Origin of the sequence: Thalassospira sp., assembly GCF_030690045.1 — a bacterium.
Lineage (GTDB): Bacteria > Pseudomonadota > Alphaproteobacteria > Rhodospirillales > Thalassospiraceae > Thalassospira.
Genome location: NZ_JAUYHK010000016.1, coordinates 137,870 through 152,229 on the forward strand (window position 1 = coordinate 137,870; position 14,360 = coordinate 152,229).

General features: G+C 54.9%; 12 protein-coding genes. 8 read left to right on the forward strand and 4 right to left on the reverse strand.

What is annotated here, in order from left to right; translation table 11 throughout:
- Positions 1 to 342 precede the first annotated feature (342 nt).
- From Q8O73_RS12295 to Q8O73_RS12305, 3 genes are read left to right on the forward strand one after another with little or no spacing between them, the layout of a single operon-like run.
- Entirely contained in the window at positions 343 to 1,563 is a 1,221-nt protein-coding gene (locus Q8O73_RS12295) for a response regulator (protein ID WP_305558457.1), read from the forward strand.
- An 18-nt stretch (positions 1,564 to 1,581) separates the two neighbouring features.
- Positions 1,582 to 2,799, forward strand: a complete 1,218-nt coding sequence (locus tag Q8O73_RS12300) for an HD domain-containing phosphohydrolase (RefSeq protein WP_305558458.1) — start codon at positions 1,582 to 1,584, stop codon at positions 2,797 to 2,799.
- Complete coding sequence (locus Q8O73_RS12305; RefSeq protein ID WP_305558459.1) at positions 2,796 to 4,214, forward strand: nitrogen regulation protein NR(II); 1,419 nt, start codon at positions 2,796 to 2,798, stop codon at positions 4,212 to 4,214. Before Q8O73_RS12300 ends, Q8O73_RS12305 begins: the two co-directional genes overlap by 4 nt.
- 12 nt (positions 4,215 to 4,226) lie before the next feature.
- On the opposite strand, the gene Q8O73_RS12310 is transcribed toward Q8O73_RS12305, so the two are convergent.
- Both Q8O73_RS12310 and Q8O73_RS12315 read right to left on the reverse strand, forming a co-directional pair.
- Positions 4,227 to 5,234 (reverse strand): asparaginase, encoded by a 1,008-nt coding sequence (locus tag Q8O73_RS12310; protein ID WP_305558460.1) that lies wholly within the window; start codon positions 5,232 to 5,234, stop codon positions 4,227 to 4,229.
- Between the two features lie 74 nt (positions 5,235 to 5,308).
- The gene (locus Q8O73_RS12315; protein ID WP_305558461.1) at positions 5,309 to 5,794 is read right to left on the reverse strand and encodes an Lrp/AsnC family transcriptional regulator; all 486 of its coding nucleotides are present in this window, start codon (positions 5,792 to 5,794) and stop codon (positions 5,309 to 5,311) included.
- A 144-nt stretch (positions 5,795 to 5,938) separates the two neighbouring features.
- On the opposite strand from Q8O73_RS12315, the gene phhA reads away from it, so the two are divergent.
- Positions 5,939 to 6,805 (forward strand): phenylalanine 4-monooxygenase, encoded by an 867-nt coding sequence (gene phhA, locus Q8O73_RS12320; RefSeq protein ID WP_305558462.1) that lies wholly within the window; start codon positions 5,939 to 5,941, stop codon positions 6,803 to 6,805.
- Positions 6,806 to 6,882: 77 nt separating this feature from the next.
- On the opposite strand, the gene Q8O73_RS12325 is transcribed toward phhA, so the two are convergent.
- Entirely contained in the window at positions 6,883 to 7,302 is a 420-nt protein-coding gene (locus tag Q8O73_RS12325) for a response regulator (protein ID WP_305558463.1), read from the reverse strand.
- A 399-nt stretch (positions 7,303 to 7,701) separates the two neighbouring features.
- On the opposite strand from Q8O73_RS12325, the gene Q8O73_RS12330 reads away from it, so the two are divergent.
- The 3 genes from Q8O73_RS12330 to meaB are packed head-to-tail and all read left to right on the forward strand — an operon-like array spanning position 7,702 to position 12,973.
- Entirely contained in the window at positions 7,702 to 9,738 is a 2,037-nt protein-coding gene (locus Q8O73_RS12330; RefSeq protein WP_305558464.1) for a methylmalonyl-CoA mutase family protein, read from the forward strand.
- Positions 9,739 to 9,740: 2 nt separating this feature from the next.
- Positions 9,741 to 11,894, forward strand: coding sequence for a methylmalonyl-CoA mutase (scpA, locus tag Q8O73_RS12335; RefSeq protein WP_305558465.1), 2,154 nt, complete (start codon positions 9,741 to 9,743; stop codon positions 11,892 to 11,894).
- A gap of 14 nt (positions 11,895 to 11,908) precedes the next feature.
- On the forward strand, positions 11,909 to 12,973 hold the full coding sequence (meaB, locus tag Q8O73_RS12340) for a methylmalonyl Co-A mutase-associated GTPase MeaB (protein ID WP_305558466.1): 1,065 nt from the start codon (positions 11,909 to 11,911) through the stop codon (positions 12,971 to 12,973).
- Between the two features lie 49 nt (positions 12,974 to 13,022).
- On the opposite strand, the gene Q8O73_RS12345 is transcribed toward meaB, so the two are convergent.
- The gene (locus tag Q8O73_RS12345) at positions 13,023 to 13,178 is read right to left on the reverse strand and encodes a hypothetical protein (RefSeq protein ID WP_305558467.1); all 156 of its coding nucleotides are present in this window, start codon (positions 13,176 to 13,178) and stop codon (positions 13,023 to 13,025) included.
- A gap of 187 nt (positions 13,179 to 13,365) precedes the next feature.
- Here Q8O73_RS12345 and Q8O73_RS12350 point away from each other — a divergent pair, with 187 nt between their 5' ends.
- On the forward strand, positions 13,366 to 14,346 hold the full coding sequence (locus Q8O73_RS12350; RefSeq protein WP_305558468.1) for a tRNA-dihydrouridine synthase: 981 nt from the start codon (positions 13,366 to 13,368) through the stop codon (positions 14,344 to 14,346).
- The last annotated feature ends 14 nt before the right edge of the window (positions 14,347 to 14,360 follow it).

Here is a 14,360-nt window from a genome sequence, read left to right on the forward strand (position 1 = left end):
GTTTCGGTCCGGGCGGATTTATCCCCTTGACTTTTCTGTTATGCCACAACGAAAAGAACAAATCAAGAACTTTTTTCAAAAAATCTGAAAAAACTTTGCATGCCTGCCGCCATCTGATCGAAAACATCGGAAAATCAATGTGTTGATGACATTCCCAAAAAAACAAGCCTGCATTTTTTGGTTCCCATATGGGGATGATGCCGTTTGGAAAAATCCCCTATTCTCCGTCATGAAGACACAATTGCTCTTTTTAAATGGAAAAACTTTCACTTAAACACGCAAGCACACTTTTTATCCTGACCAGACGACCACATATACGATGCAATGGCGCAGGAGATCCGGATGAACAATATTCTGTTTGTCGATGACGATACCAATATCCTGAGCGGCCTTCGCCGACGCATGCGGTCCCTGCGTCCCGAATGGCAAACCACCTTTGCCAGTAGCGGGGCCGAGGCCCTGCAACGCTGTGCGGAAACATCGTTTGATGTTGTGGTCACCGACATGCGCATGCCGGGCATGGACGGATCGGCATTGTTGCAGCAAATCCAGAAATCCCACCCCCATGCCGCCCGGATCATTTTGTCAGGATTTGCCGAGGACGAAGCGGTTTTGCGGACCGTTGGCCCCGCCCATCAATATCTTGCCAAACCCTGCGAAGATGATTTTCTGGTCAAAACCATTGAGCATGCACTGGAATTGCGGGGCTTGCTGACCAAGCCGGAATTGCGGTCGCTGGTCGCCGAAATCGACACACTGGCATCCCCGCCCGACACCTATACGCGGTTGCTCAATGCCCTGGAAGATCCCAAGGCCGGAAATGACAGGATTGCATCGATTGTGTCATCGGACATCGCCCTGACCGCCGAAGTCCTGAAAATGACCAATTCCGCCTATTTTTCCATTGCCATGAAAATCACATCGGTTTCGCATGCGGTGCGCATGATTGGCACGGAAACACTTAAATCCCTGGCCCTGTTCATTGGTCTTTTCCGCAGTTTCGAGGGATCGAAAAAACTGACCGGGCAACTGACCCTGCTCTGTAATCGCAGCCAGCAAATCGGGGTTACCGCCGCCCTGATTGCCGAAAAGGAAGGCCTTGATAAACGGGTATGCCAGATGATTCCGTCCACCGGCATGCTCAGCCATATCGGCAGTCTGGTGCTGTATCTCAGCCGCCCGGCTGAAATGGAAAAGGTCATCCTGCGGGTCGAACAGGAAGGCATCCCGATCATCGATGCCGAACTGGCGGAATTTGGGGCCGCCCATCCTGAAATCGGCGCGTATCTTTTGGGATTGTGGGGGTTTCCCGACCCGGTGGTACAGGCTGTTGCCTATCACCACCGGCCAATGGATGTACCACATCTCGAAATGTCTGCCCTGACGGCGATTTATGCTGCCCAGCATCTGGCCAAGGAAGTCGCCCTGCAACAGGCCGGAAAAACGCCCCAAACCCAGATCGACATGGACTATCTCGCCAGCATCGGCAAGGCCAACAATATTGAAACATGGCGGGAAATTGCCGCCACTGTTCATGAAAAATACGAAACACTATCCCGATAACAGGGAGGGGAAACGCTCATGGAAACGCCAAAAATCCTGTTTGTTGACGATGATGAAAATCTTCTGGGCGCATTGCGCCGCCAATTGCGGGGAAAATTCAACCTGTTGACCGCCGTGGGCGGTGAACAGGCGCTCGAAATCCTCGCAGATGAAGGGCCGATTGCAATTTGCGTTGCCGATATGCGCATGCCCGGCATGGATGGCATCAAGGTGCTGGAAGAAATTGGCAAACGCAGCCCCGAAACCGTCCGCATGATGTTGACCGGCAATGCCGATCAGACCACGGCGGTCGAGGCCATCAATCGCGGCAAGATTTTCCGGTTTTTCAACAAACCCTACGAAGATGCGGCACTGGAAGCCGGACTGCGCGATGGTTTGCGGCAATATCAGTTGATTACCGCCGAACGGCAATTGATCGAACAAACGCTGGCGGGCAGCGTCAAGGTCCTGACCGAAGTTCTGGCGCAACTGAACCCGGTGGTGTTTGGCCGGGCGATGCGGGTCAAGAAATGGTGCGACATGATCGTACATGATGTCGGATATCCCCAACCGTGGGAACTGGGCCTTGCTGCCCTGCTCTGCCCGATCGGGCTGGTGTCGCTGCCGCCCGATATTCTGGCACGCATGGCACAGGACAAAACCCTGCAACCGCTGGAACGCGATATTGTCATGCGCACCCCCGAGGTCGGCCGCCGTCTGATCGCCAACATTCCCCGTCTGGAACAGATTGCCGGAATCGTGCATTTGCAGAACCGCAATTTCGACGGCACCGGCTTTCCCGACGGGGCCGCCTTTGGTATGGAAATACCGCTGGGTGCCCGGATTTTGCGGATCCTCAACGATCTGGGGGCACGGGTCATTGGCGATGCGCCGATGGAACATGACTTTGACGAACTGGCACGCCATCGGCACCGCTATGACCCGGTGCTGTTCGATCACTTGCGATCCTTGCTGGCCTTTGTCGATGACGGGCAGGAATATGAAGGCCCCCCCGAAGGCCGGGAAATGATTGTCCTGCTGAAAGATTTGCGGGTTGATGATTTTCTGATGACCGACATCGAAACCGTTGAAAACCGTATTCTGCTGACCCACGGACAATTCATCAGCAAACTGCAATTGCAACGGCTTCGGGTTTTTGAAACCCTGCACAAATTCCGCGAACCGATTGAAATTCGCCGGGGTGCGCGCCCGCCCACACCCGATGAAGACCGACCTGCCACGGGGGCAGAAGAATGATGGCAAGCAAGGCCGGGACACCCCCGGAAAACCTTCATATCCTGCACCCGGCTGATATCAAAACCACCGAAGACAGTTTGCTGAATGCCGTTTATGAACTGAACCTGCCGACCGAGGCCGTACCGCGTGTTCATGCCTTGCTCAAGGCACAGCATAACCGCGAAAAAGAATCCGCCGAACGCCTGCAAACCATCCTTGACAGTGTGGTGGAAGGCATCCTGATTATCGATGGCGCGGGCAAAATCCTGGATTGCAACCAGTCGGCCCGGGTCTTGTTGCGCGGCAACAGTCAACGGCTTGAGGGCACATCGGTCGAAATCATGTTTGTCGATCGCAAATCAACCGTGCGGCACAAATTGCTCAATCGCTGCATCAATATCAGCAGCGGCATGTTGCGCTATGACTATACCGAAACCATGGGCCAACGGCTCGATGGCGATACATTCCCGATGGAAGTCATCGTCAGTCCGGCCTATTTCAGGGGCGAAACCAGCTATCTTTACATTTTCCGCGATATCACCCGGCGCAAACAGGCCGAAATATCGCAGGTCAAACTGGAAAATGAACTGCGCGAAGCCCTGAAACTTGAGGCCATCGGCCATCTTGCCGGGGGGATTGCTCACGAAATCAATACGCCCAGTCAATATATTCGCGACAATCTGAAATTTCTCAATGACGGGTACGGGTCATTGTCGCGCATTCTGGGGCTGGCACTCCATACGCTGTGGCAAAATCGCGCATATCTGCCCGATGGCACCTTTAACGAATTTGCCAAAAAACTGCGCGCCACCGATCTGGAATTTCTGCTTGATGAAATCCCTCATGCGACACAACAATCGCTGGACGGGATCAATCAGGTGGCGCGAATTGTCCTGTCGATGAAGGAATTTTCCCATCCGGGCGGGGCCGAAAAAACTGCCACCGACATCAACCGGGTTCTGGCCAATGTCATTGTGATTTCGCGCAATGAATGGAAACATAACGCCCACCTGACCGAGGATTTCGAGCCGGAAATCCCGCATATCCCCTGCTTTATCAACGAAATAAACCAGGTTTTTTTGAACCTGATCGTCAATGCCGCCCAGGCGATTGCATCAAGTGGCCGATCGATGGAAGAAAGCAAAATCCACATCACGACACGCTTTCTTGATGACAGCATCCTGATCAGCATCAGCGACACCGGCACCGGCATTGCCGAAGAAAACAGATCAAAAATCTTCAACCCGTTTTTTACGACCAAAGAAGTCGGCAAAGGCACCGGTCAGGGATTGGCAATTACCCATGACATCGTGCAGGTCAAGCATGGTGGGCGCATCTGGTTTGAAACCGAAATGGGTAAAGGCACAACATTTTTTGTCTCCCTGCCCGCCGAGGACCGCACCGGCAAAATCGTTCCCCCGCCCGCCAAAAAATAAGAACAGTGCCGATCAGAAAGCCGGGCGCAGATCACCGGCATATTTGCCCGCCCAATTGGTCAGTACCGGCGTCAGATATTTCTGCAAGACACCGGCACGGGCATCATCGATCACGCCATATTGGCGCAAAATCGCCCCCATGGCGACTTCGGCCCCGCGTTGCGTGCCATCATCAATTTTAAGAGCCACGCCAAGTCCTGCCGCGGGGAATGCTGCGCAATAAACCCCTTCCGCCCCGACCTTGACCAGTGCATCCTCGCCGCATTCTTCCATGATTGCCGTGCAAAACCGTCCGCTTCCGGCCACCATGAACGGATCGGCGGCACAGGCCTTGCGAATGCGCAAAACCGCCGCCCGCCGGGCATCGGACAGGCCGGACGGATCGGCCATCCGCGCCATCGCCAGCCCCAGATCACGCAACCGCATGCCAATCACCGGAATGCCACAGCCATCAATGCCGCGCGGGGTGGATGACAAATCGCAATCGCCCATGTCTTCCAGCACGCGGATCAGGCGTTGCTGCACCGGGTGGGGTTCATCGATATAACCCGCCGGGTCATCGCCCAGATGCTGTGCCGTGGTCAGAAAACCGGAATGTTTGCCCGAACAATTGTTATGCGCCCTGGTCAGGGTCACATGGTCTGCGGCCTGTTTGATTGCGGAATTCAGGCTAAGCGAATAATGCGGCGCACATTCCAGCGCATCAACCGACAACCCGATCTTTTCCAGCCACGCCGCCACCGTTTGCGCATGGCGTTCCTCGCCATTATGCGATGAACAGGCCAGCGCGATATGTTGGTCCTCCAGCCCGAATGCATCCGCCGCCCCCGATTCCACCAACGGAATCGCCAATAACGGCTTGATGGCGGAACGCGGATACATCAAGGCATCAATATCGCCCCCTGCGGCCACCACCGTTCCATCGGCCTTCATCACCACATATCGACCGCGATGAAAACTTTCCACCATCGAACCTCGGGTGGTTTCGACAAGAATCGGGTTGGCAATCGGGGCGGTCATGGCGTTTCTCCGGGGACTGGCATTGTTATGATCCTCCTATGCCGCAAAGCAGACCCCAAAGGCAAGCAATCGCTTTATTTCAGGCTCATCTGATGCAATGGCAGGGCGGTTTCGGTTTTGTAATCCTTCAGCACCAGACTGGAATGCACATCCCGGACATTGGACAGGCTAAGCAATTTGTGCGTGACAAAATCGCCAAAACTTTCAATGTCCGATGCCACGGCAATCAGCAAAAAATCCTGCCCGCCGGTCATCGCCCAGCACGACATGATTTCCGGCAAATCATGCATGGCGGTGGCAAAGGCCTCGGCCCCGGCTTCGGTATGGCGTTCCAGCCGCACCTGAATGGTCGCCATCACGCCAAGCCCGGCCAGTTTACGGTCCAGCAATACCACTTTTCTGCGGATCAGCCCGCTGGCTTCAAGCTGTTTGACCCGGCGCAAACAGGGGGATGGCGACATGCCCACCCGTTCCGCCAGTTCAACATTACTGATCCCGGCATCGCGTTGCAGGATATGCAAAATCTTCAAATCGCTGGCCGACAATGGCACTGATGTCATAATTCACCGTCAAACTGGTTTTTAAGATCATAAATTGCCAAATAATCAGCCCCACCATACCAAAATCGCCCCGAAATGACCCGGAAAAAGATGTAGAATAATTCCATAAACCATCATTCCCCCAACACAGGTTGGAGACACAGGATGGACCGGAATTCCTTGCCAAATCTGCGTGGCGATTATCATGATAGTGCGGCTGATTTCACGGTGGCGCAGGACTGGGCCGCCTATGGCGAAGCCGAACATGATTTATGGCGACGGCTATATCGTCGTCAAACTGCGATCCTGCCCGGCCATGCCGCCCCGGAATATATCGCCAATTTGCAAAAAATGGATGCACAGGGCCAGATCCCGCATTTTGGCCGGATCAATGAACAGCTTTATGCCGCCACAAACTGGCAACTGGTCGCCGTACCCGGCCTGATTCCCGATGATGTATTTTTTGATCATCTGGCCAACCGGCGGTTTCCGGTGACGGTCTGGCTGCGCACCCCCGCCGAGATGGATTATCTTGTCGAACCCGATATTTTTCATGATTTTTTCGGGCATGTGCCGATGCTGTTTGATCCGGTCTTTGCCGATTATCTGGCCGCCTATGGCCGCAAGGGATTCGAGGCCATCGCCAAAGGCGGGCTTAAACAGCTCGCCCGGCTTTACTGGTACATGGTCGAATTCGGGCTGATCAACACACAGGACGGGCTTCGGGCCTATGGCGCAGGGATTTTGTCGTCCAAAAGCGAAACAATTTACTGCCTGACAGATTCAAAACCAAATCGCATCGCTTTTGAACTGGAACGTGTGATGCGAACGGATTACAAGATCGACGATTTTCAAAAAACCTATTTCGTTCTCGACAGCTTTGATCAGCTGTTCGAAGCGACATTGGCAAGTTTTGGAGATCTTTATGCGCGGCTGGCCGACATGCCCGTCATTCCCCCTGGCGGGGTGCTGGACTCAGACCGCGTGTATCACTTCGGTAACGAAGGATACGCCTTCAAAGACACCGCCTGAAAAGTCCGGTGTCGGGACAAGGGAGCTGGCCCGTCGACCGCCCTGTGCGGTCGGCGGGTTTTATTTTCGGCTATTGTTTAATGGCTTATGGCGTTTTCCAGAACCCGGCCAAGCTGTTCGATCACCACCATCGGGCTGGAATCCTTGCTGATAAAATCAGCCGCCCCAAGGGCTTCGGCCTGCGCACGGGTATCAGCGTCATAATGGGCCGAGAAAAACAGCACCGGCACCGCCAGATTGGCCGGATAGCGACGGCGAATTTCACAAAAGGCTTCAAAGCCGCTCATCCCCGGCATTTCCAGATCAAGGATGATGGCGCGCGGTGCCAAACCATCCAGAGAATCGATCAGATCATCGGCGCAGTCAAAACCGGCAACAGCATATCCGGCCCGCCGCAGAACCGTCTCAAGGGCGGCCTTGGCACTGGGACTGTCATCGGCAAAAGCCACCAGACCGGAAAATCCGGCACGGGGCGGCATGGCGCTGAGCGCATTCATGGATGGCATCACTCCGAGGTATTGGGACAAGCGCAGACTAACCAACGAAAATGTCGATTTGGTTAAACTCGCCCCTATCCCGGCATTGTTCCCCCTATCCGGCAAAAGTATAAACCCCTGATCACCGCATAAACCCGATACGAATGCCTGTAAAATTCCGGCCACTATATTGAAACATCATATGTTTATGGTCACATCAAGGGATCATTATGACGCTACGGAATCTTAAATAGGTATTTCCATGCCTGTTTACGGATTTAAAGGACAATGCTATAAACAGCCCGTCATATCAGCCCGATCACGCCCTTTTTGGGTACGTGATCCGCTCTGATAGTCACCTTATAAACGACTCGCGTCAGTTTTTCTGACATATACTGCCGACCGCGACGGGAACACGTCATGACCGATCAGACTTTGAAACTGGCATCTGAATTTCCGGCGGTCGATTACGCCGCATGGCGCGAACTGGCCGAAGCCGCCCTGAAAGGCGCGCCGTTTGACAAAAAACTGGTCACGCGCAGCCCGGATGGTTTTGACTTTCAGCCGATCTATACCGCGCATGACAGTAGTTTCGCCACTGATGGCATCCACGATGCCCTGATCGCCGCAACACGGCAGGACACCCCCCGGAATGGCTGGGATATCCGGCAGTTGCACAGCCATCCCGATCCCAAATCGGTCAATGAGGCCATTCTTGAGGATCTGGAAAATGGCACAACATCGATCATCCTGCGTCTTGATGCCGCCGCCCGTACCGGGCGCGATGCCCATAGTGATGATGCCGGTCTGGGCGGCGTGATGATCTATAGCCTTGCCGATCTGGAAATTGCACTGGCCGATTTTTACAGTGAATTGGCCCCGGTCAGTCTGGATGCAGGAACCGCGACCATTGCTGCCAGTGCGATTCTGGCCGCAAGGCTGGATCAGGACGAAGGTGAGAAAGCCCCCGCCTTTAATTTCGATCCGCTGGGCACATTGGTCCGCGACGGATATTGGCCCGCCGATTTATCATCCGCCATGAAACAGGCCGCCGGTTTTGCCCGCGACATTGCGGAAAAATACCCCGCCGCCACCGCTATCAATGTCAATACCACCGCATGGCACCATGCCGGGGCAACCGATAGCATGGAACTGGCCATTGCGATGGCAACCGGGGTGGCCTATTTGCGTGCCCTGACTGATGGCGGCATGACAGTTGACAAAGCGGCCAGCACCATCACCTTTACCACCGCCCTTGATACCGATTTTTTTGCCGGGATTGCCAAATTGCGCGCCTTGCGTCTGATGTGGCAACGGATTCTGGGCTCATCGGGCGCACCGTGCCACAGCAGCAGTATAACAGCAATGGCAGCAGAGCGCGTGATCAGCAAGGTTGATCCATGGGTCAATATGCTGCGCACCACAGTAACCAGCTTTGCCGCCGGTCTGGGCGGGGCCGACAGTATTGTCTGCCTGCCCTTTGACCATGCGGTGGGGCTTCCGGATGGATTTTCGCGGCGCATTGCCCGCAACACACAATTGATCCTGCAAGAAGAAAGCAATGTCCATCGTGTGATCGACCCGGCAGGCGGCGCATGGTTTATTGAAAACCTGACCAAAAACATCGCCGAAAATGCCTGGGCCAAATTCCAGTCGATTGAACAGAATGGCGGCATCATCCCGCAGATACTTGACGGGACGCTGGCGACGGAAACTGATGAAGCATGGCAGGCCCGCCGCACCAAAATCGCCACCCGGCGCGATCCCCTGACCGGGGTTTCGGAATTCCCCGATATTGACGAAAAACCCGTGATGCCCGCACAGCCCGATATTGAGGCCCTGCGCAAAACGGCACGGGCAAAATCCCCCGCCGGGTCGATAATCAGCGCACCGGATTTTACCAGTCTGGTTGATGCCGCCCGGAATGGAGCCGGTATTGCAGCCCTTCATACCGCCCTTTATGGAGACAACCCGAAAGGCGTTATGATCACCCCCCTGCCACAGCATCGCCTGGCCGAAGATTTTGAAGAGTTACGCCGTCGCGCCCTGCAACATGCTGCAACCAATGGCAAGCACCCCCAGATTTTTATGGCCAATATCGGCCCGGTGGCCCACCACACTACCCGCGCCATGTTCGCTCGCAATTTTTTTGAGGCCGGCGGCATTGCCACCACCCGCAACACCGGTTTTACCAGTGCACCGGATGCGGCAACCGCCTTTGCCAAAAGCGGCGCACATATCGCCGTGATTTGCGGATCGGACGCGCAATATGCCGATCACGCCCCGGCCTTTGCCAACGCCCTGCGGCAAAGTGGCGCCACCCGTATCTATCTGGCCGGGCATCCCGGTGATAACCGGGCAGTCTGGCAGGATGCCGGAATTGACGATTTTATTTTCATCGGCAGCGATGTGACGGCGGTATGCCGCACCGCCCTTGATCATCTGGGAGTGAAATAACCATGACCCGGATTCCCGATTTCGCCCATATCCCGCTGTTTGGCGATGCGCAATCCCCTGCTGCCTCTTTGACTGGCGAAAGCTGGCAAACACCCGAAGGCATTCCGGTCAAACCGGTTTATGGCAGGGACGATCTGGCCGGACTGGATCATCTGCATACCATGCCGGGCCTGCCGCCGTTTTTGCGCGGCCCTTATCCGACCATGTATGTTCAGCAACCCTGGACGATCCGGCAATATGCCGGGTTTTCAACGGCCGAAGAATCCAATGCCTTTTACCGCCGCAATCTGGCAGCAGGACAAAAAGGCCTGTCGATTGCCTTCGATCTTGCCACCCATCGCGGTTATGACAGCGACCATCCCCGTGTCACTGGCGATGTCGGCATGGCAGGGGTGGCAATTGACAGTATTTACGACATGCGCACGCTGTTTGACGGCATTCCGCTGGATCAAATGTCGGTATCCATGACGATGAATGGCGCAGTCTTGCCGGTGATGGCGCTTTATATCGCCGCTGCCGAAGAACAGGGGGTAAAGCACGCACAACTCAGCGGCACCATCCAGAACGACATCCTCAAGGAATTCATGGTGCGGAACACCTATATCTATCCGCCCAAACCCTCGATGCGGATCATTTCCGATATTTTCGCCTTTACCTCACAACATATGCCGAAATTCAATTCCATTTCGATTTCCGGCTATCACATGCAGGAAGCCGGGGCGACAGCCGACCTTGAACTGGCCTATACCCTTGCCGATGGCGTTGAATACGCCCGTGCAGGCATGGCAACCGGCATGAGTATCGATCAATTTGCGCCGCGCCTGTCGTTTTTCTGGGCGATTGGCATGAATTTCTTTATGGAAATCGCCAAAATGCGGGCGGCACGCATGATCTGGGCCAAACTGATCAAACAATTTGATCCGCAAAGTGCCAAATCGCTATCGCTGCGCACGCACAGCCAGACATCGGGCTGGTCGCTGACCGCGCAGGATGTATTCAATAATGTCATCCGCACCTGTGTCGAAGCCATGGCCTCCACCCAGGGCCATACCCAGTCCCTGCATACCAATGCGCTGGACGAGGCATTGGCCCTGCCGACCGATTTTTCAGCCCGGATTGCCCGTAATACCCAACTTTTCCTGCAACAGGAAAGCGGCACCACCCGGTCCATCGACCCTTGGGGTGGCAGTTATTATGTTGAACGCCTGACCCGTGATCTGGCCGAAAAGGCATGGGCGCATATTGTCGAGGTCGAAGAACAGGGCGGCATGGCCAAAGCAATTGAAGCCGGAATTCCGAAAATGCGGATCGAAGAAGCCGCCGCCCGCACCCAGGCCCGCATTGATGCCGGACGCCAGACTTTGGTTGGCGTTAACAAATACCGCGTCACCGATGACCGCCCGGTCGATGTGCTTCAGGTCGATAACGAAGAAGTCCGCCGTCAACAAATTGCCAAACTGGAACGTCTGCGCACCGAACGCGACAATACAGCAGTTGCCAATGCGCTTGATGCCCTGACCCATGCGGCCCAAAACAATACCGGCAATCTTTTGGAATTGGCCGTGCAGGCTGCCCGCGCCATGTGCACGGTCGGCGAAATTTCCGATGCCCTTGAAAAGGTTTATGGCCGTCATCAGGCCGTGATCCGCTCCATCGCCGGCGTCTATAAAACCGAGGTTGGAGCCAATAACGAAGCGTTGGAAAAAGTCGGCACCCTGATCGACAATTTCCAGAAAATTGAAGGCCGCCGCCCCCGCATCCTGATTGCCAAAATGGGCCAGGATGGCCATGATCGCGGGCAAAAAGTCATCGCCACCGCCTTTGCCGATCTGGGATTTGATGTCGATATCGGCCCGTTGTTCCAGACCCCCGAAGAAGCCGCAAAGCAGGCGGTTGAAAACGATGTGCATATTGTCGGGGCCAGTTCACTGGCGGCTGGTCATCTGACATTGGTGCCGCAATTGCGCAAGGAACTCGACAAGCTGGGCCGCGAGGATATCATGATTGTTGCCGGTGGCGTGATCCCGCCGCAGGATTTCGACCGGCTGTTTGCCGCCGGGGCCGAGGCCATTTTCCCGCCCGGAACGGTGATTGCCGAAGCGGCATCAGAACTGCTAGAAAAACTGATTGCCGCAACACCGGCGAACGCCGCCTGACGGGAAAGAACAACGTGACCGAAACATTGCGCACCATATCGGGTGGCCCCGGCAGGACATCGCCGCGACCGGTGGTGCGCAGACGGCGCTTGACCACCGACGAAATTGTTGACGGGGTTCTGGCAGGCAATCGCACCATTTTATCACGTGCCATCACACTGGTCGAAAGCCGCAACCCCGATCATTTCAAACAGGCGCAGAATGTTCTGGCCTGCCTGATGCCCAATACCGGCGGTGCACACCGCATCGGCATTACCGGCGTGCCAGGTGTCGGCAAATCGACTTTTATCGAGGCATTCGGCAAAAACCTGACCGGCCTTGGTAAAAAAGTGGCAGTTCTCGCTGTCGATCCGACCAGTGCGCGATCCGGTGGATCGATTCTGGGCGATAAAACCCGGATGAACGAACTTTCTATCGATCCAAACGCCTATATCCGCCCTTCGCCCAGCAGCGGCTATCTGGGTGGGGTCAATCGTATGACCCGCGAAACGATTTTGCTGTGCGAGGCCGCCGGGTTTGACGTGGTTCTGGTCGAAACCGTTGGGGCCGGACAAAGTGAAACCATGGTCGCCCAGATGACCGATTTTTTCCTGGTCCTGATGTTGCCCGGCGCGGGTGATGAATTGCAGGGGATCAAAAAAGGCGTTCTGGAAATTGCCGATGTCATCGCCGTCAACAAATCCGATGCCGACCCGGCCAAAGCGCGGGAGGCCAAACGTGAATATTCATCGGCCCTGCGTATTTTACAACCAACCAGCAAACACTGGCGCCCGCAATCGATCATGATTTCCAGCCTGACCCGCGAGGGGCTGGATCAGGTCTGGGACCTGATTTGCCAGCATCGCCAGATCATGGAAACCGAAGACGAATTTGCCGCCAAACGGTCCCGTCAGCAACATGACTGGATGCGCACCATGTTGCGGGATCGCCTGCTGGAAACCTTTACCGCCCGCCCCGATGTTGCCGCCCGCCTGCAAACGATCGAGATCGATGTTCTGGCCGGTATCATCAACCCCACGGCGGCAGTTGAAGAACTTCTGCGCATGATCCCCCCACCCGAATCCCGGAATGTCAAATAAGCCATATTCCGGTAGATATCGGGTGGAGGGCCTCAATTCTCATATCGACCTATTTCGTCTCGCGGTTTTCTTCCAGCTTGTCTCTCAGCACTTTCAGTTTTTCAACTGCGTCATTAATTTCGGCGTCAAGATGCGACAGACTTTCGCGTTTCTCACGCGACATGGCTTCGATTTCTTCCAGTGCTTTTTCAATGATATAAAGCAATTATGCCTCCTTCAATAACGATGAAGCCCAATCTGGATCAGGCTTCCCTGCACGTCAACGACATGCGTCAAATGATCATTTTTTTTCGGCATAAAACGTATCCGGGCAGTGCAGATTTATGTTTTTGACCGGGACAGGGCAACAGGATGTGGTAAAAGGCGACACTCAAAGAAACAATGGATTGATCATGACGCATCTGGTGCTGGCACCGATGGAAGGGCTGGTAGACTGGCGCGTTCGGCAATTGCTGAGCGCGACCGGCGGCTTTGATCATTGCGTCACCGAATTTATCCGTGTGTCGCAAAACCTGTTCCCCGCCCATGTATTTTACCGTTATTGCCCGGAATTGATGACCGGCGGCAAAACTGCATCGGGACAACCGGTTCTGGTACAATTGATGGGCCATGACCCGCAATTGATGGCGGAAAATGCGGTTGTTGCCGCACAACTGGGCGCACCGGGCATTGACATCAATTTTGGCTGTCCATCCAAGACGGTAAACCGGCACGAAGCCGGGGCATCCCTGTTAAAATGCCCGGACAATCTGTTTCACATCATCCGTGCAGTGCGCCGCGCTGTTCCGGCAGATATTCCGGTCAGTGCGAAAATCCGACTGGGTTATGCCGACAAGGAATTGTTTCTCGATAATGCCCGGGCGGTTGAGGCAGGTGGCGCACAACATATTACCGTACATGCCCGCACCAAAATGGAAGGCTATAAACCGCCTGCGCATTGGGAATATCTGGCGCGCATTCGCGAAGAAATTTCGATCACCATGACAGCCAATGGCGAAATCTGGACAGTCGAAGATTTCATCCGCTGCCGCGATATTTCGGGTTGCTCGTCTTTCATGCTGGGACGCGGAGCAATTGCAACACCGGATCTTGCCCGGAAAATCAAAGATAGAACCGGTGGACCGGCATGGAAAACATGGCAATGGCCGGATATCTTGCAGTTGATGGTCACATATCTTGATCTAATGGTCGATACCGACAATGATGAACATAAGGCAGGCCGGATAAAACAATGGATGGCCCTGCTACGTCGCGGCTATGCAGAGGCCGATGATTTTTTTGCACTCATTCGGCGCATCACAGATGCGAATATGCTGCGTCAGATCCTGTCCGATGCAGCACAACATCCCCCAAAACAAATTGCCGCCGAATAAACCGGCGGCAATTT

Bases quoted from the DNA above. Each gene is read 5' to 3' on its own strand.
- Q8O73_RS12295 (WP_305558457.1), top strand. From the start codon at position 343: ATGAACAATATTCTGTTTGTCGATGACGATACCAATATCCTGAGCGGC.
- Q8O73_RS12300 (WP_305558458.1), top strand. From the start codon at position 1,582: ATGGAAACGCCAAAAATCCTGTTTGTTGACGATGATGAAAATCTTCTG.
- Q8O73_RS12305 (WP_305558459.1), top strand. From the start codon at position 2,796: ATGATGGCAAGCAAGGCCGGGACACCCCCGGAAAACCTTCATATCCTG.
- Q8O73_RS12310 (WP_305558460.1), bottom strand. From the start codon at position 5,234: ATGACCGCCCCGATTGCCAACCCGATTCTTGTCGAAACCACCCGAGGT.
- Q8O73_RS12315 (WP_305558461.1), bottom strand. From the start codon at position 5,794: ATGACATCAGTGCCATTGTCGGCCAGCGATTTGAAGATTTTGCATATC.
- phhA (WP_305558462.1), top strand. From the start codon at position 5,939: ATGGACCGGAATTCCTTGCCAAATCTGCGTGGCGATTATCATGATAGT.
- Q8O73_RS12325 (WP_305558463.1), bottom strand. From the start codon at position 7,302: ATGAATGCGCTCAGCGCCATGCCGCCCCGTGCCGGATTTTCCGGTCTG.
- Q8O73_RS12330 (WP_305558464.1), top strand. From the start codon at position 7,702: ATGACCGATCAGACTTTGAAACTGGCATCTGAATTTCCGGCGGTCGAT.
- scpA (WP_305558465.1), top strand. From the start codon at position 9,741: ATGACCCGGATTCCCGATTTCGCCCATATCCCGCTGTTTGGCGATGCG.
- Q8O73_RS12350 (WP_305558468.1), top strand. From the start codon at position 13,366: ATGACGCATCTGGTGCTGGCACCGATGGAAGGGCTGGTAGACTGGCGC.